The organism is Methylobacterium sp. 37f (genome assembly GCF_023093475.1).
GTDB lineage: Bacteria > Pseudomonadota > Alphaproteobacteria > Rhizobiales > Beijerinckiaceae > Methylobacterium.
The window spans coordinates 52,642-73,581 of record NZ_JAGHKN010000006.1; the positions used below are offsets into that span (position 1 = coordinate 52,642).

Annotated in this window: 19 protein-coding genes; 13 read left to right on the plus strand and 6 right to left on the minus strand. The window is 69.4% G+C overall.

Annotated features, from left to right (window positions below):
* Nucleotides 1–36: 36 nt before the first annotated feature.
* From J7U37_RS05990 to bioD, 6 genes are all read left to right on the plus strand, one after another.
* Nucleotides 37–1,416, plus strand: coding sequence for a pitrilysin family protein (locus tag J7U37_RS05990; RefSeq protein ID WP_056182527.1), 1,380 nt, complete (start codon nt 37–39; stop codon nt 1,414–1,416).
* A 101-nt stretch (nt 1,417–1,517) separates the two neighbouring features.
* Complete coding sequence (locus tag J7U37_RS05995) at nt 1,518–2,819, plus strand: pitrilysin family protein (RefSeq protein ID WP_056182524.1); 1,302 nt, start codon at nt 1,518–1,520, stop codon at nt 2,817–2,819.
* A 161-nt stretch (nt 2,820–2,980) separates the two neighbouring features.
* Nucleotides 2,981–3,586 carry a HupE/UreJ family protein gene (locus J7U37_RS06000; protein WP_247635120.1) on the plus strand — a complete coding sequence of 202 codons (606 nt, stop codon included), beginning with the start codon at nt 2,981–2,983 and terminating at the stop codon, nt 3,584–3,586.
* Nucleotides 3,587–3,705: 119 nt separating this feature from the next.
* Complete coding sequence (locus J7U37_RS06005; protein WP_056182519.1) at nt 3,706–4,641, plus strand: ring-cleaving dioxygenase; 936 nt, start codon at nt 3,706–3,708, stop codon at nt 4,639–4,641.
* A gap of 145 nt (nt 4,642–4,786) precedes the next feature.
* Nucleotides 4,787–5,560, plus strand: a complete 774-nt coding sequence (locus J7U37_RS06010; RefSeq protein ID WP_056182515.1) for a ferredoxin--NADP reductase — start codon at nt 4,787–4,789, stop codon at nt 5,558–5,560.
* Between the two features lie 13 nt (nt 5,561–5,573).
* The gene (gene bioD / locus J7U37_RS06015) at nt 5,574–6,266 is read left to right on the plus strand and encodes a dethiobiotin synthase (protein WP_056182512.1); all 693 of its coding nucleotides are present in this window, start codon (nt 5,574–5,576) and stop codon (nt 6,264–6,266) included.
* Nucleotides 6,267–6,318: 52 nt separating this feature from the next.
* Here the strand turns inward: bioD and J7U37_RS06020 are convergent, their stop codons facing one another.
* The 5 genes from J7U37_RS06020 to J7U37_RS06040 form a co-directional block, all read right to left on the minus strand.
* On the minus strand, nt 6,319–7,173 hold the full coding sequence (locus J7U37_RS06020) for a hypothetical protein (RefSeq protein WP_247635121.1): 855 nt from the start codon (nt 7,171–7,173) through the stop codon (nt 6,319–6,321).
* Nucleotides 7,170–9,224, minus strand: coding sequence for a glycosyltransferase (locus J7U37_RS06025; RefSeq protein ID WP_247635122.1), 2,055 nt, complete (start codon nt 9,222–9,224; stop codon nt 7,170–7,172). The genes J7U37_RS06020 and J7U37_RS06025 overlap by 4 nt, the downstream gene beginning before the upstream one ends.
* The gene (locus J7U37_RS06030) at nt 9,221–11,149 is read right to left on the minus strand and encodes a glycosyltransferase (RefSeq protein ID WP_247635123.1); all 1,929 of its coding nucleotides are present in this window, start codon (nt 11,147–11,149) and stop codon (nt 9,221–9,223) included. The genes J7U37_RS06025 and J7U37_RS06030 overlap by 4 nt, the downstream gene beginning before the upstream one ends.
* Nucleotides 11,146–11,880, minus strand: a complete 735-nt coding sequence (locus tag J7U37_RS06035) for a hypothetical protein (protein ID WP_247635124.1) — start codon at nt 11,878–11,880, stop codon at nt 11,146–11,148. Before J7U37_RS06035 ends, J7U37_RS06030 begins: the two co-directional genes overlap by 4 nt.
* Nucleotides 11,881–12,120: 240 nt before the next feature.
* Nucleotides 12,121–13,515, minus strand: coding sequence for a M20/M25/M40 family metallo-hydrolase (locus J7U37_RS06040; protein ID WP_247635125.1), 1,395 nt, complete (start codon nt 13,513–13,515; stop codon nt 12,121–12,123).
* 330 nt (nt 13,516–13,845) lie between these two features.
* On the opposite strand from J7U37_RS06040, the gene J7U37_RS06045 reads away from it, so the two are divergent.
* The 3 genes from J7U37_RS06045 to J7U37_RS06055 are packed head-to-tail and all read left to right on the plus strand — an operon-like array spanning nt 13,846 to nt 17,661.
* Nucleotides 13,846–14,388, plus strand: a complete 543-nt coding sequence (locus tag J7U37_RS06045; RefSeq protein WP_247635126.1) for a (2Fe-2S)-binding protein — start codon at nt 13,846–13,848, stop codon at nt 14,386–14,388.
* Complete coding sequence (locus J7U37_RS06050; protein WP_247635127.1) at nt 14,385–15,398, plus strand: xanthine dehydrogenase family protein subunit M; 1,014 nt, start codon at nt 14,385–14,387, stop codon at nt 15,396–15,398. Before J7U37_RS06045 ends, J7U37_RS06050 begins: the two co-directional genes overlap by 4 nt.
* 10 nt (nt 15,399–15,408) lie before the next feature.
* Nucleotides 15,409–17,661: a xanthine dehydrogenase family protein molybdopterin-binding subunit gene (locus tag J7U37_RS06055; protein WP_247635128.1), complete on the plus strand. Its 2,253-nt coding sequence runs from the start codon at nt 15,409–15,411 to the stop codon at nt 17,659–17,661.
* Nucleotides 17,662–17,719: 58 nt separating this feature from the next.
* Here J7U37_RS06055 and J7U37_RS06060 read toward each other — a convergent pair whose 3' ends face one another.
* On the minus strand, nt 17,720–18,871 hold the full coding sequence (locus tag J7U37_RS06060; RefSeq protein WP_247635129.1) for a DUF2778 domain-containing protein: 1,152 nt from the start codon (nt 18,869–18,871) through the stop codon (nt 17,720–17,722).
* 406 nt (nt 18,872–19,277) lie between these two features.
* On the opposite strand from J7U37_RS06060, the gene crcB reads away from it, so the two are divergent.
* From crcB to J7U37_RS06080, 4 genes are all read left to right on the plus strand, one after another.
* Nucleotides 19,278–19,646, plus strand: coding sequence for a fluoride efflux transporter CrcB (gene crcB, locus J7U37_RS06065; RefSeq protein WP_056182479.1), 369 nt, complete (start codon nt 19,278–19,280; stop codon nt 19,644–19,646).
* 316 nt (nt 19,647–19,962) lie between these two features.
* On the plus strand, nt 19,963–20,262 hold the full coding sequence (locus tag J7U37_RS06070) for a hypothetical protein (RefSeq protein WP_247635130.1): 300 nt from the start codon (nt 19,963–19,965) through the stop codon (nt 20,260–20,262).
* Nucleotides 20,259–20,606, plus strand: a complete 348-nt coding sequence (locus J7U37_RS06075; RefSeq protein ID WP_056182471.1) for a hypothetical protein — start codon at nt 20,259–20,261, stop codon at nt 20,604–20,606. Before J7U37_RS06070 ends, J7U37_RS06075 begins: the two co-directional genes overlap by 4 nt.
* 97 nt (nt 20,607–20,703) lie before the next feature.
* Nucleotides 20,704–20,862 carry a hypothetical protein gene (locus tag J7U37_RS06080; protein ID WP_200935887.1) on the plus strand — a complete coding sequence of 53 codons (159 nt, stop codon included), beginning with the start codon at nt 20,704–20,706 and terminating at the stop codon, nt 20,860–20,862.
* Nucleotides 20,863–20,940 lie beyond the last annotated feature (78 nt).

Consider the following 20,940-nt stretch of genomic DNA (forward strand, 5'->3'; position numbering starts at 1 on the left):
GCTCGCAAGCGGCCAGCCGCGGAAGGAAGAGCTTCGATGCATCTGTTCAGGAAGGACACGCCCCTCTTCGGACCGACGCGCCGGCACGGCAGCGCCGGTCGGGCGGAAGCCGCTCCCTTCGGACGCTCCGAGGCAGGTGGGCCCGAGGTCAGTGCCTTCGCCCTCGACAATGGACTCGATGTCGTCGTCGTTCCCGATCACCGCGCCCCGGTCGTCACGCATATGGTGTGGTACCGCAACGGCTCGGCCGATGATCCGCTCGGCCAGTCAGGCATCGCCCACTTCCTTGAGCACCTGATGTTCAAGGGGACCGAACAGCACCCGATCGGCGCCTTCTCCAAGGCTGTCTCCGGCCTCGGCGGCCAGGAGAACGCCTTCACCTCCTACGATTACACCGCCTATTTCCAGCGCGTCGCCCGCGATCACCTGCGAACGATGATGGAATTCGAGGCCGACCGCATGACCGGTCTCGTCCTCGACGATGCCGTTGTGGCGCCCGAGCGCGACGTGGTGCTGGAAGAGCGCCGCATGCGGGTCGAGACCGACCCGTCGGCGCAGCTGTCCGAGGCGATGGCCGCCTCGCTCTTCGTGCACCATCCCTACGGCACGCCGATCATCGGCTGGATGCACGAGATCGAGCAGCTGAACCGCACGCACGCTCTCGACTATTACAAGCGCTTCTACACGCCGGAGAATGCCATCCTGGTGGTTGCCGGCGACGTAACCCCAGATGACGTTCGCCGCATGGCCGACGACACCTACGGCCGCGTCACTCCGCAGGGCACCCGGCCGCTGCGCATCCGCGCCAAGGAGCCGGAGCCGCGGGCGCTCCGCCGCCTCGCGGTCGCCGATCCCAAGGTCGAGCAGCCGACCCTGCAGCGCCTCTACCTGACCCCGTCCTGCATTACTGCGCGAGACGGCGAATGCCATGCGCTCGAACTGCTCGCTGAGGTCATGGGCGGTGGCTCGACCTCCTACCTTTACCGCAAGCTGGTGATGGAACTCGGCGTCGCCGTGAATGCCGGCGCCTGGTACATGGGCTCGGCCATCGACGACACCCGCTTCTCGGTCTACGCGATCCCGGCCGAAGGCGTCAGCCTGGAGAAGCTGGAGGAGGAGGTCGACCGCGTCCTCCGCCGCGTTCCCTCCGAGGCCTTGAGCACGGAAGCAATCGAGCGGGCCAAGACGCGGCTCGTGGCCGAGACGGTTTACTCCTCCGACAGCCAGTCCTCGCTGGCCCGCATCTACGGCTCGGCCCTCGCCATCGGCGAGTCGATCGAGGAGGTCCGGCGCTGGCCCTCCGACATCGAGGGCGTGACGCAGGCGCGCCTCGCGGCGGTGGCCGAGCGCTACCTGACGCCGTCCCGCTCCGTGACCGGTTACCTGACCAAGGCTCGCGACGCCGAAGCAGCCTGAGGCCTTTCAGGCCGCGCGGCCGATCCGACCCCGCGGCTGGCCGATCCCCTTTGAGAGGCCGCGGCCCTGCCGCCGCGCCCTACGCACAGCATGAGGTTCCCATGAACGTGGCCACCACCGACCTGCTCGACACGTCCGCCACCCGCTCCGCGACCTCGCCGACCCAGGCCGTTCCCGTCGCGACCGCCCCCGGCATCGAGGCGTGGCACGTCGAATCCCCGGTGGTGCCGCTGATCGCCCTGGCCTTCACCTTCGAGGGCGGCGCGGCCCAGGACCCGGAGGGCAAGGCCGGCGTGGCCCAGATGCTCGCTCGCCTTCTCGACGAAGGGGCAGGCGACCTGTCCTCGGACGCCTTCCAGGAGCGCCTCGCGGCCCGGGCCATCGAACTCTCGTTCCATGCTGGCTCCGATGCCCTTGGCGGCTCGCTCAAGATGCTGATCAAGCATGCGGACGAAGCCATCGACCTCCTCGCGCTCGCCCTGGCCAAGCCGCGCCTCGACCCCGACGCCATCGAGCGGGTGCGGGCTCAGACCCTGGCTGGCCTGCGCTACCAGCAGAACGATCCAGGTGTGATGGCCTCGCGCCGCTTCTTCGCCGAGGCCTATGCCGGCCATCCCTACGCCCGCCCGTCGTCCGGCACGCCCGAGAGCATCGCGGCGATCACCCGCGACGATCTCGTGACGATGCATCGCCAGATCATCGGGCGTGGCGGTTTGAAGGTCGCGGCGGTGGGCGCCATCGACGCCGCACGGCTGGCGGAAAGCCTCGACCGGGCCTTCGGCAGGCTCGCTCTGGCCGCCCCCCTCAAGGCCGTGCCTCAGACCCGGATGCAGAACATCGGCGCGCGTCACGTCGTCGACCTCGACGTCCCGCAATCGGTGATCCGCTTCGGCATGAACGGCGTGCCCTGGCGCGACCCCGACTTCATTCCGGCCTACGTTCTCAACCACATCCTCGGCGGCGGCTCCTTCACCTCCCGTTTGTTCCAAGAGGTGCGCGAGAAGCGCGGTCTCGCCTATTCGGTGGGCACGTCGCTGGTCAGCCACCGCGCCGCGTCGATGACCTGGGGCTACACCGCCACCAAGAACGAGCGCGTCGGCGAGGCCCTGTCGGTGATCGGCGAAGAGATCGGCCGCCTCATCACCGAGGGTCCGTCCGACGAGGAGTTGCAGAAGGCGAAGGACTATCTCACCGGCTCCTACGCCCTCGGCTTCGATACCTCGACCAAGATCGCCCACCAGCTGGTGCAGATCGCCTTCGAAGGCCTCGGCATGGACTATATCGCCCGCCGCAACGATCTCGTCGCCAACGTGACCCAGGCCGATATCCGCCGCGCCGGCGCCCGCACCTTCGCGGATGGGAAGATGCTGGTGGTGGCCGCCGGGCGACCCACCGATTTCTGACGGGGCACCGATTTCCCCAGGCGCTGCGGACGAACCGCCGCGCTGCGGACCGGGTTCTTGGGACTGTACGCGGGCACGGCGGTTGCTAGTGTGCGGTTGCTAGTGTCTGCCAGAGCGGCGGCGATGCCGCGCCGCTCGCTTTCAAGCTCGGGACAGTCCGGATGACCTCACGCCTTGCCTCCCTGCCGGTTCGCCTTGCCCTTGTGGCAGCGATGGGCCTCGCTGCGACGCCCGCCCTGGCGCATCCGGGCCATGAGGCGGCCAGCGGGTTGGCACAGGGCTTCCTCCATCCCTTGAGCGGCCTCGACCATCTCCTCGCCATGGTGGCGGTTGGCCTCATCGCGGCGCGGATCGGCGGCCGAGCCCTCGTCCTGGTGCCTCTGTCCTTCCTTGGCATGATGGCTGTCGGCGGAGCGTTGGGTGCTGCGGGCGTCGGACTTCCCTTCGTGGAAATCGGCATCGCCCTCTCGGTGGTCGTGCTGGGCGCCTCGCTGGCCCTGCGGCCTGCCCTGCCTGTTGCTGCCGCCATGGTGCTGGTTGGCGCGTTCGCGGTGTTCCACGGGCATGCCCATGGTGCCGAGATGCCGGAGACGGGCTCGGGCCTCGCCTACGGACTTGGATTCCTCGGTGCGACTGCGCTCCTGCACGCGGTCGGACTCGGTCTTGGCCTGTCCGCCGGGCGTCTGGCCCGCAGCCTCGCCGCCGTGCGGGTCGCCGGCGCTGGTCTGGCCGTTGCCGGCCTCGGCCTTCTGGCCGGCGCTTTCTGAGCACTACGCCCAACTTCCTTGCACGTCTCCGATCGCACGGCCCCCGCGAGGGGGCCGTTTTGTGTTCGGTGGGCGGCGCACCTATCTGACGGCATCGCCCGTCGCTCAAGGGTCAGCCGATGCAGCTCACCGGAATTCACCATCTCACCGCCATCACCGCGCAGGCCGCAGACAACCTGGCCTTCTACACGCGGGTGCTCGGCCTGCGTCTGGTGAAGAAGACGGTGAACCAGGACGACGTGTCGGCTTACCACCTGTTCTATGCCGATGGCCGTGCCTCGCCCGGCACCGACGTCACCTTTTTCGACTGGCCGGCCCCGCCGGAGCGGCGCGGCACCAACAGTATCAGCCGCACCGGCCTGCGAGTCTCGGGCGCCGCCGCGATCGCGTGGTGGCGCGAGCACTTGGCACGGCAGGGCGTGACCCACGCTGTGCCGATGGAGCGTGACGGTCGCCTCACCCTCGATTTCGAGGATGGTGAGGGACAGCGCCTGATGCTGGTGGATGATGGGGGCGTTGGGGAGGCCCATCCCTGGGCCGGAAGTCCCGTGCCGGCCGAGCACCAGATCCGCGGACTCGGGCCGATCCGCTTGAGTGTGGGACAGATCGCGCGGACTGAAGCGGTCCTGACCGACATCCTCGGCATGAGCCACGATCGCAACTATGAGCTGCCCGAAGGCGAGGTCCGCGTTTACCGCATGGGAGCCGGTGGTCCAGCCGCTGAACTTCACCTCCTCGCCGAGCCGAAGCTCGGCCCTGCGCATCAAGGCGCGGGCGCCGTCCACCACGTCGCGTTCCGGATTCCGGATGCCGAGTATCAGGCTTGGGCCGACCGTCTCCGGGTGCGACGGATTCCTTCCAGCGGGCCGGTGGATCGCTACTACTTCCGCAGTCTCTACTTCCGCGAGCCCAACGGCATCCTGTTCGAGATCGCCACCGACGGTCCGGGCTTTGCCACCGACGAGCCCCTTGAGACGCTGGGCGAACGCCTCGCTCTGCCGCCTTTTCTCGAAAGCCGCCGTGCAGAGATCGAGACGGGGTTGAAGCCGCTGTGAGGCAAAACCGAAGAATTAAGAACGATTCCAGACCATTGCCCCCAGCGCACCTGCGTACGCGCGCCGCCTTGACGCGCCCACCGCAGGTGCGAGAAGACCCCACGCAAAGCTTCGAGATTCGAGCGAAATTCGAGACGGACCGTCGATGAGCAAGTTCAACGAGGAGCGTGTGCTGAGCGTCCATCACTGGACCGACACGCTGTTCTCCTTCCGCACCACCCGCGATCCCGCGTTCCGTTTCCGCAACGGCGAGTTCGTGATGATGGGCCTCGAGGTCGAGGGCCGTCCGCTCTTGCGCGCCTACAGCGTCGTGTCGGCCAATTACGAGGAGGAACTGGAGTTCTTCTCGATCAAGGTTCCGAACGGCCCGCTCACCTCGAAGCTGCAGCACCTCAAGGTCGGTGACCCGATCATCGTCGGCAAGAAGCCGACCGGTACCCTGGTGCTCGACAACCTGATGCCGGGCAGGAACCTCTACCTGCTCGGCACCGGCACCGGCCTGGCGCCCTTCATGTCGATCATCAAGGACCCGGAAACCTACGATCGCTTCGAGAAGGTCGTCCTCGTCCACGGCTGCCGCCAAGTGCAGGAACTCGCCTATGGCGAGACCATCACGCAGGACCTGCCGAACCACGAATTCCTCGGCGAGGTCATCAGCGCCGGTTTGATCTACTACCCGACCGTGACCCGCGAGCCCTTCCGCAACCGCGGCCGCATCACCGATCTGATGACCTCCGGCAAGCTGTTCGAGGATATCGGTCTGCCGCCGATGTCGGTGGAGAACGATCGGTTCATGCTGTGCGGCTCGCCCGACATGATCCGCGACACCCGCCAGCTGCTCACAGACGGTGGCTACGAGGAGGGCAATCACGGCGAGGCCGGCCACTACGTCATCGAGAAGGCGTTTGTCGAGAAGTGAGTCTTACCGGGAGGTGAGCGGAGCCCGCGCCGTCTTCATCGCCGGTGCCGGGACCGAGATCGGCAAGACCTACGTCACCGCCGCGCTGACGCGGCGTCTGCACGACCGGGGCCGTACCGTACGCACTCTGAAGCCCTTGGCGAGCGGGGTTCCGCCGCTCGGTACCCCCGGTTTTGCGGACAGTGATACAGCGCGCCTGCTTGCGGCGCAGGGCCTGCCCGTGACGCTTCGCACCGTAGAAGCCTGCTCGCCCTGGCGCTTCGCCGCGCCGCTCAGCCCCGATCTCGCCGCCGCGCAAGAGGGCCGGACCCTGGCCCTGGATGACCTTGTCGACTGGTGCCGGACCGAGATGGCCGGGATCTCGCCCGGCGGTACCCTCCTGATCGAGGGGGTCGGCGGTCTGATGAGTCCGGTGACCGGCGACGCGACCGGCCTCGACTGGCTCAAGGCCCTCCGCCTGCCGGCCCTCATGGTCTCGGGGTCCTATCTCGGAGCCATCAGCCACGCCCTCACGGCCGCCGAAACCCTAGGCGCCCACGGGGTTCCACTCCGCGGGATCGTCGTTTGCGAGAGCCCGAACGCGCCGACGTCACCGGATTTCGTGGCGGCGGCACTCCGTCGCCATCAGGGTCGCCATCAGGCTGTCCCGGTCATCGTCATCGCCCGCGACGGCGACTGCCCGGATGCTCTGGCCGACCTCGTCTGACCCGCAGGGCCATCGAACGAGCCCGACAAGACGGACGGGGGCGCTTCCCGCTTCAGAGGACTTGGATCGACAGCGCGCCGGCTGGGCAGATCCGCAACACGTGCGGGCGTTCTGGCACCACGTCCCAAATCCGTGCCTCAGCGTAGCGCAGCTGGATCGTCCCGCCCGGTCCAGGTCCGTGGAAGGCATGCTCCAGGGCGAGCACCAGGGTGGGACGCGGTGGATGCGGTCGAAGGGTGGTGTCGACCGTCAGCGTGATCGCATCGGCCGCCGAATGTGCGAAGGCGTCGAAGCTCTGCACCAGCCCGTCGATTTCGGCTCCGTCCAGGGTCAGCACGAGGCAGAGGCGGGGCAGGGCGGTGGGGCAGGCGGTGGCCGGCACGTCCCGTCGCAGGGTCACGCTGAAACGCGACGAACCCTGCGCCGGATAGACCCAGCGATGGGCTTCCCGCACTCCCTGGAAGGGCACCCATTCCTCTGGCTGCGATGCAGAGGGGGCTGCGACCCGGCCCTCGGCCCGGCCGTCCTGGCGGTAATGCAGCAGGGGGTTGACCCCAGCGGCCCCGATATCGGGATAGCGCGCCACATACATCAGGGTGCTGAAATTCGGGTTCGGATCAAGGCCGGCCTTCGCGCCGAAGCGCAGGTAGTGGCGCACCGGGTCGAGGCGGATGCGGCCGCTCTGGTGCTTGTAGAAGGCAGTGTCGAAATCGGCGCTGGGGTCGCGGTTCTGCGCCGCCCCGCGCCACACGTAGTGCAGGAACGGGTCGATGCCGGAGCGGGCCACGTCCGGATGCTGGGTCCGGTAGTAACCGGCGTCGAACAGACGGGGCACGCGCCCCAGGATCACCCGGCGGAACAGAGTGGTGGCGATCCGGATGAGGCGGGGCGGCAGCGGGATCGTCATGTGAAGGTCGGCGCCTCGCACAGGCGGCGCAGGACCGCACCGAAGGTCTCGGCATCGTCCTCGCGGGCGAGCTGGGCGAGGCCGTTCTGCTGAACCTGGGTCCAAGCGGACTCGGTCTGGTGCAGCTGCGCCAGCGTCTCGGCAAAGCCTGGTGGATCGTGCCAATCATGGACCCGGTACCCCGTGCCGTCCGGCCAACCCATCTGCCCGGCCAGGATAGGCGTGACGACGCTCGGCAGGCCACGTGTCACGGTCTCCAGCACCTTGTGTGGGATGCCGGCGGCGAAGCGCGTCGGCGCCACGGCGACGCGGGCGGCATCAAGCGCGGGACCGATGTCGTCGACCCGACCCAGCACGGTGACGCCGGGCCGGGTCAGCCGCTCGGCAATGGACGGCGCGACGGTGCCGATGATGGTGATGCGCGCCTCCGGCAGGAGCGTCCGTAGAGGAGTCCAGACCTCTCCAAAGAACCAGTCGAGGGAATCGATGTTGGGCTCTCCCTCGCGGGAAAGGGAGCCAATAAAGACGAAGCCCGCGCGGGCCGCGAAGCCGGGGGGATTTGGATGCGTTGCGTGGAGATGGCCGAGCACGACAGGATCGGCGATGCCGGCGTGCCGGAGCAGCCGCGCATCGGCGGGCGAGACGCAGACCACGTTGTCGGCCGCCGCAACCGGCCGGAGTTCCAGTGTCGTGGCTCGAGCCAGCGCCGGTCCCGGGGCCGGTCGGCCCTTGAGGGTAGCGATGACGAAGTCGCGCAGGGCGTAGAGAGATTCGCAGTCGAACACCACGCGGGAGCGCCCGACATCCCGGGGGCTCAAGCCGAGGTCGTGCAGGACCTCGCAGACCATGCCGACATGCGGCGGACGGCTGACCCAGAGCACATCGTAGAAACCGGCGCGTTCGCTGACGAGGCGTCGGAAACCCTCCCGCCCACAGGGCTCGATCACCTCGATCCGATCGGAAAGGTCACGGTAGGTCCGCGCCGGTTCCTCGCGCTCGCCGTAGACCGAACACACCGTCACCGCGTAGCCGAGATCCGCCATCGCGTTGACGATGGTGTTGGCGCGCGGCAGCCCGGCCCCGAGATCCTGGTGTGGCGCCCGGTCGTCGACATAGAGGATGCGCAGGGCGAAGGGCGCGTCGTCGCGGGGTCCGAACCCGGTGCGTGCCGGCCCCTGCCCGAACAGCCAGCCCCGATGCCGCTCGCGGAAGCGGCTGCGGTTGCGGTCGAGCAACGCTTCGACGTCGGCGCGCCGGACGCTGGTGGCGCTCTCCACGTGGATCGCGATGCTGCGCGGCTGATAGACGACGCGCCGCCCGGCCTGCTGGCAGCGCAGGCACAGATCGGTATCCTCGAAATAGGCCGGCGCGAACCAGTCGTCGAAGCCGCCGAGCGTGGTGAACAGTGCGGCCTCGATCATCAGCACCGCCCCGGAGACGTAGCCGACGTCGCGGGTGTAGGAGGCCTCTGGAGCGAAGGGGTCGAGACCGCCCCGCCCATGGGGATGGGTGAGCTGCGGATCGTCCTGGAAGCCCGCGCCGGCCTCCTGCAGGATGCCGCCAGGGAACACCAGCCGGGCGCCGACGATGCCGATATCGTCGGATTCCGAGAAGGTCGCCACCAGGGCCGCCAGGGCGCCGGGCATCAGGTCGACATCGGGATTGAGGAACAGCAGGTACCGGCCCCGCGCCTTGGCCGCGCCCTGGTTGCAGGCCGGGCCGAAACCGATGTTCTCGTCGTTGAGGTGGATCTGCGCCCCGTCGATCCGGCCGAACAGCGCCCGGGTTTCCGGATCGGAGGCGTTGTCGATCAGGATCACCTCGAAGGCCGGGCCGGCGAAGGCCTGCTGCGCGGCGAGCTTGGCCAGCGTCCAGGCCAGCAGGTGCCGGGCCCCGCGCGAGACCATGACGACCGAGACCAGGGGCTCGGTCTCGGGCCGGAACGCGAGGCGTATGTCGTTGAGGAACAAGGCGTTCCAGATCAGGGCGCCCTCGACCAGGGCCGCCTTGCGGCCGGAGGGCGCGTCGAGGATGTCGGGGGCAGCCATCATGGCAGGGGTTCCTCTGCCGAGGCGATCTCGGACAGGATGGTGATCCGCCCGATGAGATCGTCGTGCAGGAACAGGATCTTAGACGGACCCGCGTGGACGGGCTCGAGGCCCGCGAAGGTCAGGGCGGCGGGGGCGCCCGGAAGGTCCGCACGGGCCGTGGTATACAGAAGACCCAGGCTGGTATTCAAAGAGGTGACGCGTTGCAACGTGATCTCCCGCGTCGACGCCCCGATCTGGAAAGCCGCGTTGGGGTGAGTCCCGAACGCGAGGTGGCGCGGGAGCGATAGGGCGAGCAGCGCCCCCTCTCCGGTCAGGCCGACGAGGCGCGCCTCGGCCTCCCAATCCGCGGCGACATCCGCCAGCTCGGCCGCGAGTTCGGCCCGGAGGGGCGGGGGCAGCCGCCGCTCGCGGACCCATTCCGGCGACAGGGCGAGGTGGAGCCCGGCAAGGCCGGTCTCTTGGCTGGTCTCTTGGCCGGTCTCTGGACTGGTCCCCTGGTCGATCCCTCGGTCGGTCCCCGATGATCCGGCACCGGCCCTGGCGAACCAGCGCCGGCGCAAGGGGGTGTAGGGGGCGGCGCCCGGCGGTCCGGCGCGCTCGGTGGCGATCAGCCGCCCGAGATCGGGATGGTCGCGGAGGTCCGACCGCAGCGAGGTCTCGCAGGCGAGACGTCCGTGCCGGAGGGGCATGGACACGAGGCTGGACGCGACGAAGGTGGCCGGCTGCGCGGGATCGCTCGACGCCGGCTCGTCCGGGCCGGATGTGTCCGCGTCCCAGGCGGGAAGCATGGCCAGCAAATCGGTTTCCGCCTGCTCGGCTCCCTTGTTGTAGCCGGCAAATAGAGCTTCGCAGGCACGGGTCAGCGCGGCGAGTCCGGTCGCGTCCGAGGCCAGCGCCAGGACCATGTCCTTGACCGCCTGCCCGGTCTGTAGGCGGTGGGCCGGCGCCACCGGGTCGAAGCCCTCGAAGCCGAGAGCGGTGCCGATGACCGGTTTGCCGAAGGACAGGGCTTCGGCGACCTTCATCTTCAGCCCGCTGCCCATCAGGATCGGGGCGACCACGAGGTCGACGTCGTCGTAGAAGTCCTCCAGCCGCGGGACGTAGCCGGCGCGGATCACCCCCGGCGATGTGGCCGGGCCGAGGCTGTTGCTGATCTCGCCGGCGATCACGAGTTCGGGCCGCCCCGGCACCCAATCCGCGCTCCAGGCGGCGGCGAAATGCCGGATCGAGAACAGGTTCGGGTCGTTGCCGTGGCCGAGGAAGCCGATGCGCGTCAGCCGGGTCGGCGCCGCGAACGGGCGTCGGGCCAGGAAGCGGGGCGGCAGGAGGTGGACGCGCCGGTCGGTGAGGGTCCGAAAATAGGCGGCCTCCTCGGATTGGATCGCCAGGACGATGTCGGCGCGGGCGAGGCCGGCCGCCTCGCCGGCCCGGTCGGTGTAGAAGAAGTTCGGCTCGGCCCGGAACGGCCGGTACTGGCGCTGCCGGTCGGCGAAGCGGTCATGCGTGTCGATCAGCTTCAGCATGCCCGGGGGCGCCGCTTCGAGCGCCCGCGACAGGAACACGTAGTTCACCAGAATCGCGCGGGTTTCGGGATAGGCCTGGCCGTACCAGGCCACGAAGGCGCCGACCGCGTCGGGGCACCAATCGTCGATGCCGAAGCCGCGCGCCCGCGTGGTGAGCGGGATCGTGCCCTGGGGCTCGATCCGGAAGGTGTGCCGGAACAGTCCCGCCGCCTCGGCCTCGTCGGTGGGCGGGTGCTGCCCGAAGCGCCGGTAGATCTGATCCTCGTGGGCGTAGGTCGCGAGGTCGATGGCGAAGCCGCCGCGCTGGAGGGACAGGCAGGTGGTCAACAGCCGGCGCCGATTGCCGGCGCTGGTCGGGAAGGCCGGCATGGGCGCCACCACGAGGATCGCAGGGGGGCTCATCCGCGGGGCTTCCCGATCGTGGCCGGAGTGACGCTGCCGGTTCCGAGCAGGAGCGCCTGCGCCACCGCGAGGTCCCGGGGATTGCCCCAGACGGTTTCCAGGCCGAGGCGCGTCTCCGGCGCAGGCCCGAAGCGCAGGTCGGCCCGCACCACCCGCGCGCAGCTCCACGTCGTCCCGGCCCGGACCAGGAGATAGTTCGGCACCCCGGAGCCCGAGAGCGTGGCCTGGCTGTCGCTGTCGCGCGCGATGGCGAGGCGGGGCGCCGCGTCCCGCGTCGGCATGTCCCGCGCCGGCATGTCCGGCACCGGCGTTTCCAGGAAGGCGGGGGCCAGGAGGGGGAACAGCGTCGCCAGGGCGTCCAGGGTGGCCGGCGTCACCGCCGCGAGCACGGCGCCCGCCAGGGCCGCGCGCGCGGGCGCCGTCAGCTCGGCGACCGGGCGCGGCTTCGGACATGTGAGGGCCACCTCGCGGAAATGCGTCGCCAGCACCAAGGTGCCGCCCTTCGCCAGGGCCGCCCCGGCATCCGCCAGGACGAGCAGTCCGGCCGGGTCCCGCGCGTCGGCGCCGAAGCCGGTGAAGGCCCAGGTCAGCAGGCCGACGCCCGCCGGCCCCGCGATCCCGAGGGGAATCGGCAGGTCCGTGCCCACGGGGTAGCGACAGACCAGCACGCCGTTGCCGGCCGCGAACAGGCGAGCCTCGCTGACATCGGGGTGGTCGGGGGGGGCGGTCATGCGGCCTTGGGATGTGATGGGCGGGTGATTGCGCGGAGGTCGGTCGGCCGAGGGTCATCCAAACCCCCCTGCGATCGCCTCGTCACCACAAGGATTCCCGGACCGGCCGGGTTCTGAGGGGGCACCGTCGCGCCCGGCGATGGCCGTCGAGCGATTCCCGTCACGCGCGTCCCCGAAGGCGGCGGCCCGAACTCCAGGGTGCGAAACCGCTCGCCACGGGGACGCGGGGGGGGGGGGGCTTCAGCCGGTCCGCTGCGCGCCGAAAGCCGCCAGGATGCGGGCCCAGGAGCGGGTGCCCTTGTGAAAGCTCGTCAGGTCGTACTTCTCGTTGGGCGAATGGATGCGGTCGTCGTCGAGGCCGAAGCCGATGAGCAGGGTGTTGCGGTCGAGCAGGCGCTTGAAGTCGCCCACGATTGGGATCGAGCCGCCGGCCCCGATGGTCACGGCGGGCACGCCCCATTCCTCGGCCAGGGCCGCGCGGGCGGTCTCGAGCTCGGGCATGTCGAACGGCAGGCTGATGGCGCGGCTGCCCTTGTAGCAGATCACCTCCACCGAGCAGTCGGCGGGGATGCGTTCGCGCACGAAGGCCTCGAAGGTGCGGGCGAGCTGTTCAGGGTCCTGGTCGTCCACGAGGCGGAACGAGACCTTGGCGCTGGCCTGACCGGCGATCACCGTCTTGGTGCCCTCGCCGGTATAGCCGCCGATGATGCCGTTGACGTCGCAGGCGGGGCGCGACTGGATCAGCTCGATCAGCATGCGGCCGCGCTCGCCGGCCGGCTCCGACAGGCCGATGGGACCGAGAAAGGTTTCCGGCGTGAAGTCGAGGCCGCGCCATTGGTCGAGCACCGCCTGCGGCGTCTCGCGCACGCCGTCGTAGAAGCCCGGCAGCGCGACCTTTCCGTCGACATCGTGCAGGTCGGCGATGATCTTCGACAGGACATGGATCGGGTTGCGCGCCGCGCCTCCGAAGAAGCCCGAATGCAGGTCGCGGTCGGCGCAGGTCACCGTCACCTCGAAATAGGCGAGGCCGCGCAGCGAGGTGGTGATGGCCGGCGTGGTGGGGTTCCACATGCTGGTGTCGCACACCAGCACGATGTCGGCGGCGAGCTTGTCGCGGTTGGCCGCGACCCATTCGGGAAGGCCCTGCGAGCCGTTCTCTTCCGCGCCTTCGATCAGGATGGTGACGCCGCAGGGCAGCTCGCCCTCCATCGTCAGATGCGCCCGGCAGGCCTCGATGAAGGTCATCACCTGGCCCTTGTCGTCCGAGGCGCCGCGCCCGACGATTTTCTTCTCGCCCTTGGCGTTCAGCGCGAGGCGCGGCTCGAAGGGCGGCGTCTCCCACAGGGCCAGCGGGTCCACCGGCTGCACGTCGTAATGGCCGTAGAACAGCACGTGCGGGGCGCCCGGCTTCGGGGCGTGGGCCAGCACCACCGGGTGCAGGGACGTCTCGTGGATGGCCGTTTCGAAGCCCAGGGCCGTCAGCGTGCCCTCCAGCCACTCCGCCGCCGTGCGGCAATGGGGGGCGAAGGCCGGGTCCGTGGAGATTGAGGGAATCCGCAGGAAGGCGAAGAGCCGCTCCAGGGCGTTGTCGAGGTCGCGGTCGATATCGTTGAGAACGGGGGCGAGCGCGGTCATCGGGCGTCCTTCACGGGGAGGCGAGCGTCGGAACCGGGTTAGCGCAAGGGAGCCGGGCCAAGCAACCGGGCATGACCCAGCAACCGGGCAGCACCGAGCAACCAGCCTCCACCGAAGCAATCGTCGCATCGTCGAGCCGTACCGCAACGTATCCGTCAGCCGTGCGCCGTGTCGGCCCGTGCACGCTCGGCGGGAACACCCGCTTTTTGGAACTGTTATCGAGTGGACCGGCCCGGGGCGGATGATTTTTCCCCGCCGCGGCCCCTGCGACCCTGTCTCGAAATCCAACGGTGCCGTGCCTGTCCCGGCCCGCAAGTCACGGATACCGCCATGCTCATCGAAAGTGGTTCGCCTCATGCGGCGAACACCATCGGCATCACCCTGACGATCAACGGCGAGACCCGTTCGCTTCAGGTCGCGCCCTGGACCACGCTGCTCGACCTGTTGCGCGAGGACCTCGACCTCACCGGCACCAAGAAGGGCTGCGATCACGGCCAGTGCGGCGCCTGCACGGTGCTGGTGAACGGCACGCGCATCAATTCCTGCCTGACCCTGGCGGTGATGAAGGACGGGGCCAGCATCACCACCGTGGAAGGCCTTGCCGGGAGTGCAGGCCTTGCGGGGAGCGGGGGCGTCGCGGGCGCGGAGGGCCTGCATCCGCTCCAGGCGGCCTTCGTCGAGCACGACGCCTTCCAGTGCGGCTACTGCACGCCCGGCCAGCTGTGCTCGGCGGTGGGGATGATGACGGAAGGCCACGCCCATTCCCGCGAAGAAATCCGCGAGGCGATGAGCGGCAACATCTGCCGCTGCGGCGCCTACACCAACATCGTCGATGCGATCGAAGACGTGATGCACGCGGGAGCCGCACGATGAACCGCTTCGATTACGTCCGCCCGACCACCGTGGACGAGGCGGTGCGCGCCATCGCGGCGGGCGCCAACAGCCGCTTCATCGCCGGCGGCACCAACCTCGTCGATCTGATGAAGTACAATGTCGAGCGGCCGGAGCGCCTCATCGACATCACCCGGCTGCCCCTCGACCGGATCGAGGAGCGCGACGGCGGCCTCAGCCTCGGCGCCCTGGTGACGAATTCGACGGTGGCCTACGACGCGCAGGTCCAGGCTCGCTATCCGCTCCTGTCGAGCGCGATCCTGGCCGGAGCCTCGGGGCAGCTGCGCAACGCCGCCACCACCGGCGGCAACCTGCTGCAGCGCACCCGCTGCTACTATTTCTATGACGACGCCACGCCCTGCAACAAGCGCGAGCCGGGCACCGGCTGCTCCGCCATCGGCGGCGTCAACCGCATCCACGCCATCTTCGGGACGAGCCCGTCCTGCATCGCCACCCACCCCTCCGACATGTGCGTGGCGCTCGCCGCGCTCGAAGCCAAGGTCCGGGTCGCGGGCCCGGGGGGCGAGCGCACCATTCCGTTCGCCGACTTCCACCGCCTTCCCGGCGACGCGCCGGAGCGGGACACTACCCTGGCGGCGGACGAGATCGTGCTCGCGGTCGATCTGCCCGACGAGGAGTTCGGCGCCCACCACACCTACCTGAAGCTGCGCGACCGGCTCTCCTACGCCTTCGCGCTGGTCTCGGTGGCGGCCGTGATCAAGCGCGACGGCGACACCATCCGGTCCGCGCGCTTCGCGCTCGGCGGCGTCGCCCACAAGCCGTGGCGCAACGCGCAGGCCGAGGCCTTCCTGGTCGGCAAGCCCGCCACTGCGGAGACCTTCGCAGCGGCCGCCGACATCGTGGTGGCCGAGGCGCAGCCCCAATCCGAGAACGCATTCAAGATCGAACTCGCGCGTCGTGCCATTGCCCGCGGCCTCGCCCAGGCCGCCGCCGGCACGCCGCAGTCGCAGTCCGACAAGCGCATCGCCTGAAGGAACCCTCATGGCCCACAGCATCAGCACCTCAGGCACCGACACCTATGTCGGCACGGCGCAGAGCCGCGTCGACGGCCCGGCCAAGGTCACCGGCCAGGCGAAGTATGCCGGCGAATTCGCCGCCCCCGACCTGACCCACGGCTACGTGGTGTCGAGCGGCATCGCCCGCGGCCGCATCCTGTCCATCGACACCGCCGCCGCCGAAGCGGTGCCGGGCGTCGTCAAGGTGTTCACCCACGCGAACCGGCCGCGCACCGCCTGGCTCGACTACAATTACCAGGACCAGGTCGCGCCTCCGGGCTCGCCCTTCCGGCCGCTCTACGACGACAAGGTCCATTACAGCGGCCAGCCGGTGGCCCTGGTGGTGGCCGAGGATTTCGGCACGGCCCGTTACGCCGCCTCGCTGATCAAGCTCACCTACGAGGCCGAGGCGCCGACCACCGATCTCAGGAGCCTGGAGGACGTGGCCTACGTGCCGCCGAAGAAGCGCTCCGGCATCAAGCCGCCGCCGGCGCCCTGGGGCGATGCGGACGGCGCCTACAAGGCCGCGCCGGTCCAGCTCACCAACCACTACCACATGGCCGTGGAGCACCATAACCCGATGGAGCCCCACGCCTCGACCGTGGTCTGGGAGGGCGGCGGCAAGCTCACCGTCTACGACAAGATCCAGGGCGTCTCGAACAGCCTCGGCTACATCACCGGCGTGTTCGGGATGAAGAAGGACGACGTCCACGTCCTCAACCCCTATCTCGGCGGCGGCTTCGGCTCGGGGCTTCGCCCGCAATACCAGCTCTTCCTCGCCGTGATGGCGGCGCGCGAACTCGAGCGTTCGGTGCGGGTGACCCTGACCCGCGACCAGATGTTCACCTTCGGCTACCGCCCCGACGTGCGCCAGACCATCGCTCTCGGGGCCGAGGCCGACGGGGCGCTGACCTCCGTCCGGCACGAGGCGATCTCCGGCACCTCCGGCTTCGAGGATTACCAGGAGGTGGTCGTGAACTGGTCGGGCATCCTCTACGATTGCCCGAACGTCGCCCTCGATTACCGTCTGGCCAAGATCGACACCTACACCCCCTCCGACATGCGGGCGCCGGGTGCGGTGACGGGCGTGTTCGCCCTCGAAATCGCCATGGACGAACTCGCCCACGCGACGGGCCAGGACCCGATCGACCTGCGCCTCAGGAACTACGCCGAGAAGGACCGCACCCAGGACAAGCCGTTCAGCTCGAAATCCCTGCGCGCGGCCTATGCGGAGGGGGCCGAGCGCTTCGGCTGGTCGGGCCGCAACCCTGAGCCGCGCTCGATGAAAGAGGGGCGCGAACTGGTGGGCTGGGGCATGGCCACCGGCATCTGGGAGGCGCTGATGCAGCAATCGAGCGCCCAGGCCACGCTGACGGCCGACGGCAAGCTCGTGGTCGGCAACCAGACCGGCGACATCGGCACCGGCACCTACACCATCCTGACCCAGATCGCCGCCGATGCGCTCGGCCTGCCGATGACGGACGTGACGACGAAGCTCGGCGATTCCAGGCTCGCCAACGCGCCGATCGCCGGCGGCTCCTGGACGGCGGCCTCCTCGGGCACGGCGGTGATGAAGGCCTGTCGCGAGATCGCCGCCCAGGTCTTCACCCTGGCGCGCGGCCTCGACGATTCGCCGCTCGCCAACGTCGATTTCGATCGCGCGGTGTTCAAGGAGGGGCGCATCTCGGTGGCAGGCGACCCGTCCCGCAGCATCGCCCTCACGGAGGTGATGGCGAAGGCGGGGATGGACAAGATCGAGGCCACCGGCTCGGCCGGCCCCGATTCCAACCATTCCCAGGACTTCGCCGGCTACACCCACTCGGCCATCTTCGCCGAGGTGAAGGTCGACGAGGATCTCGGCGTGGTGCGCGTCACCCGCGTCGTCTCGGCGATCGCGGCGGGCAAGATCCTCAACACCAAGACGGCGCGCAGCCAGATCCTCGGCGGCGTGGTGATGGGCATCGGCTCAGCGCTGGAGGAGGAATCCATGCTCGACCACACCATCGGCCGGTTCATGAACCACAATCTCGGAGAGTATCACGTGCCGGTGAATGCCGACATCTTCGACATCGACGTGATCTTCGTCGAGGAGGACGACAGGGCCAATCCGATGGGCGTGAAGGGCCTGGGCGAGATCGGCATCGTCGGCACGGCGGCGGCGGTGGCCAACGCGGTGTTCCACGCCACCGGCAAGCGCATCCGCGACCTGCCGATCACCATCGACAAGATCATCGGCTGACGGCGAACCGCCGTCCGTCCCGACGATCGAGAGCCGCGTGCCCCCCGGTGCGCGGCGCTCAGCGCGTCGCGCGGCCGAACAGGCGTTCGGCGAAGCTCGGACCCGCATCGCCGCGTCCGGCCACCACCACGAGGCGGCGGACCTCGCCGCGCAGGTAGGCCTGGAGGAAGCGGTTGTAGTCCCGGAAGGAGACGCAGCCGTTGGAGGCCCCGCTCGGGCCCAGCATGTAGGTATGGGCCAGGATGCCGTCGCGGCCGTGGATCGCCGCGCTGCCGCCGACCGGGTTGAGCCGGATCGCCCGCACGCCGTGGAACAGGGCCTCGCGCTCGGTGAGGTCGTAGGTGCCGGGCGGGGTGGAGCCGCGCATCCGGCGATGGACGTGGCGCGGGTTGTCCATGCTCTCGCCCAGACCCGAATGAGCCTCCAGCCGCTCGCCGCTCGGCAGCGTCACGGTGCGGGCGGTGATGTCGTAGACGGCGGTGCCGGCGCTCACCCCCGGATTGCTCTCGATGATCCGGCGCGGTCCCGGATCGAGGGTCGGATCGACCGACGCGTAGGCGAGGGTGGTGCGCGGTTCCGGGTCCGGCGCCCGGCGGGTCCCGAACACCGTGTCGAAGAACGAGCGCTCGGCCTCGGCATTGGCCTGCGCCCGCTCCGTCCGGGTCCGGCGCGTCGTCAGGGCGCGCAGGGTCGGCTCGGACCGAAGGGCGAAGCGGGCCGGCTCGGCCTGACCCGGGACCTGGACCTGGACCTGGGCCTGGACCTGGGCCAGGAGCCCGGCCGGACGCGGGACCGGCAGGGGAACGAGCTGGGCCACCGGTTGGGCCATGGGTTGCGCCATGGGTTGCGCCACGGGTTGGGATACCCGCATCGGCGTGGCCGGCAAGGCGCGCGGCGTCACCATCGCCAGCACGGTGGCGGGCGCAACCGCCGGGACCAGCGTGGCGGCGAGCGGCAAAGCCTGCGCCAGCCGGGGCACGGACGCCCCGAGCGCCGGGGTCGGGTCGAGCATCCACGCGGAGGCGCTGGGGGCGCGGACCGCCGCCAGGACGGACGGTCCCGGTCCGGCGGGCACCGTCCCCTCCGGCGCGGTCAGGCGCGGGAAGACGCCGCAGAGCAGCGCGACCAGGGACGTCTGGAGCAGCACCCGACCGCGCGGCCGGCGAGGGCGGCGGAGACGGCGGCCGTACGGATACACAGCGTCGTTCATGCGGGCGCTACTCGGATACGCAAGTCCCGAACGGACACCGGTCCAGCTGCGCACACCTGAAGAAAAGGTTAAGCGAAACCAGGATCGGATGAAGGTGCCTGTTGAGGAAACATCAATCTTAACGGGACCACTACAGCCCCAACTTGGTTAATCCGAGATAAACCGCAGCGCATCTTGTCGCCGAAACGATGCGTTGTCCGCAAAACGCCCGCTTCCCGGCCCTTGCTCACCAACTCCCACTTGCTGTCTCCCACTTTCCCACCGTCGAACCGCCGACGCGAAAAAAGCGGGACCGACCCTGTGGACCTCGGGGGCAAACCGGGATCGGACGACGCACCTGCGGAATTTGGGCGTATGCTGTCGAGCGATCCGGGCCGGTTGCCGGTTTCAGGGAGATCGCGGCCGCATGGGGTTCCTCATCGTCTTTCTCGGCGCCGGTCTCGGCGGCATGGCCCGCCACGGTGTCGGGCTCGCCGCCCTGCGCTTCGGCACGAGCTTTCCCTACGGCACGATGGGCATCAACATCCTCGGGTCGATCCTGATGGGCGTGCTCGCCGGGTGGTACGCCATGCGCAGCGGCAGCCAGCCGATGCGGCTGTTCCTCGCGACCGGCGTGCTCGGCGGCTTCACCACCTTCTCCTCCTACGCGCTCGACGGCATCCTGCTGCTGGAGCGCGGCGAGGTCGGTGCGGCGATCATCTACATCCTGGGCTCGATGGTGCTCGGCCTGGCCGGTCTGCTCCTCGGCCTCATGATCATGCGGATGATCCTGTGACGAAGGCCGAATCGGCCTGAGGCCTGCGTGGCAGGTACCGTGCGGCACGAGACGGCGCGGCGGCCGGACCGAGCCCGGGGCCGTCCTGCTGATCGTTCGGGGCCGACAGTCTGCCGGAGACAAAGTCCGTCCGGGCAAGCGCCGGAAAGATGGCCCGTTTTCTCCCCGCGTGGAATGCCTCCAAATTAAAACTGACCGAATATTGGAATGATACAAGATTCAATCAATTCCAATCTTGTCTGAATTGCTTGCCAAGCCGAGTGCCAGCTTTCAAACCTTGCCTTCACGGAACAAAAGCCGCCGGGAGAGCAGGACGATGGAACGCACGCTGGACTGGATGCGCGGCTATGCGCGGCTCGCCTGGTGGGACGGCTCGGCCCTCGACCTGCGGCTGCATCGCCTGACCGACATCATCGACGCCCTGGCCGGCGTGCCGGAGGCGGACCCGGCGCTGGTTCCGGCGCACTGGCGGACGCGGGCGGAGGGCCGGGGGATGAGCGATCGGGCGCCCGCGACCTGGGAACCTGCGACCTGGGAACCTGCGACCTGGGAACCCGCGACCTTGGAACCCGCGACCTGGGAACCTGCGAACTGGGCATTGGGAGAGCGCGCGTGAGCGGTGGAGATGCCGCCCGGACGGTCGCCGGACAGGCCAGGCCGGCCTGCGCCGAGTCGGCGTCGCCCGAGGGTCACCTCGACGAGGCCCTGCGCCGGGCGTTCTGGCAGAGCCTGAACCGCGCGCCGTTGCCGGCGATGTCGGCCCTGGAGGTGGCGGCCCGCGTCGTCGGGGCCCTCTACCGCCAGGTGGCTCAGGCTCATGAAGGCCCGAACGGGTGCCGCTGCGGCTGGGAGCCGGATCCGGATTGCGATCTCATCGTGCTGGAAGCCCATCTGGCGGCCGCCCTGATGCAGCCGCCCGAACCGGACCTCGCCCACATGGCGGTGCTGGGGCGGGCCTGAACCGCGCTTCGGTTACGGTTCCCTCACACTCCCGGGGCGATCATGGGCGATGCGGGGCCGCGCGGTCGGCCGGGCATCGCAGCGCCGGAGATGTGAGATGGACGGGTTCTATCGCGGGATCGAGACGGCCCTGCTGGCCTTCAGTCTCGTCCTCGGGCTGGGCGCGCTGGTGGTGTCCGACCGGGCCACGCCGCGGGCCGCCGTCACCGAATTGGCGATCACGCTGCCGATGTTGTCCGTCACGGCGACGCCCTGAGATTTCGGCGTTGCCGAGCAACGATTTATGCTCCGGCAGGTCTCTTGACTGCAACCCTTCAGCCCGCTCGCGACTTAA

Excerpts from the sequence above, each read along its gene's own strand:
- J7U37_RS05995 (WP_056182524.1), top strand. The coding sequence starts at position 1,518 with ATGAACGTGGCCACCACCGACCTGCTCGACACGTCCGCCACCCGCTCC.
- J7U37_RS06000 (WP_247635120.1), top strand. The coding sequence starts at position 2,981 with ATGACCTCACGCCTTGCCTCCCTGCCGGTTCGCCTTGCCCTTGTGGCA.
- J7U37_RS05990 (WP_056182527.1), top strand. The coding sequence starts at position 37 with ATGCATCTGTTCAGGAAGGACACGCCCCTCTTCGGACCGACGCGCCGG.
- J7U37_RS06035 (WP_247635124.1), bottom strand. The coding sequence starts at position 11,880 with ATGACCGCCCCCCCCGACCACCCCGATGTCAGCGAGGCTCGCCTGTTC.
- J7U37_RS06055 (WP_247635128.1), top strand. The coding sequence starts at position 15,409 with ATGGCCCACAGCATCAGCACCTCAGGCACCGACACCTATGTCGGCACG.
- J7U37_RS06045 (WP_247635126.1), top strand. The coding sequence starts at position 13,846 with ATGCTCATCGAAAGTGGTTCGCCTCATGCGGCGAACACCATCGGCATC.
- J7U37_RS06005 (WP_056182519.1), top strand. The coding sequence starts at position 3,706 with ATGCAGCTCACCGGAATTCACCATCTCACCGCCATCACCGCGCAGGCC.
- J7U37_RS06040 (WP_247635125.1), bottom strand. The coding sequence starts at position 13,515 with ATGACCGCGCTCGCCCCCGTTCTCAACGATATCGACCGCGACCTCGAC.
- J7U37_RS06030 (WP_247635123.1), bottom strand. The coding sequence starts at position 11,149 with ATGAGCCCCCCTGCGATCCTCGTGGTGGCGCCCATGCCGGCCTTCCCG.
- J7U37_RS06080 (WP_200935887.1), top strand. The coding sequence starts at position 20,704 with ATGGACGGGTTCTATCGCGGGATCGAGACGGCCCTGCTGGCCTTCAGT.
- J7U37_RS06025 (WP_247635122.1), bottom strand. The coding sequence starts at position 9,224 with ATGATGGCTGCCCCCGACATCCTCGACGCGCCCTCCGGCCGCAAGGCG.
- J7U37_RS06010 (WP_056182515.1), top strand. The coding sequence starts at position 4,787 with ATGAGCAAGTTCAACGAGGAGCGTGTGCTGAGCGTCCATCACTGGACC.
- J7U37_RS06060 (WP_247635129.1), bottom strand. The coding sequence starts at position 18,871 with ATGAACGACGCTGTGTATCCGTACGGCCGCCGTCTCCGCCGCCCTCGC.
- J7U37_RS06050 (WP_247635127.1), top strand. The coding sequence starts at position 14,385 with ATGAACCGCTTCGATTACGTCCGCCCGACCACCGTGGACGAGGCGGTG.
- J7U37_RS06070 (WP_247635130.1), top strand. The coding sequence starts at position 19,963 with ATGGAACGCACGCTGGACTGGATGCGCGGCTATGCGCGGCTCGCCTGG.
- J7U37_RS06020 (WP_247635121.1), bottom strand. The coding sequence starts at position 7,173 with ATGACGATCCCGCTGCCGCCCCGCCTCATCCGGATCGCCACCACTCTG.
- crcB (WP_056182479.1), top strand. The coding sequence starts at position 19,278 with ATGGGGTTCCTCATCGTCTTTCTCGGCGCCGGTCTCGGCGGCATGGCC.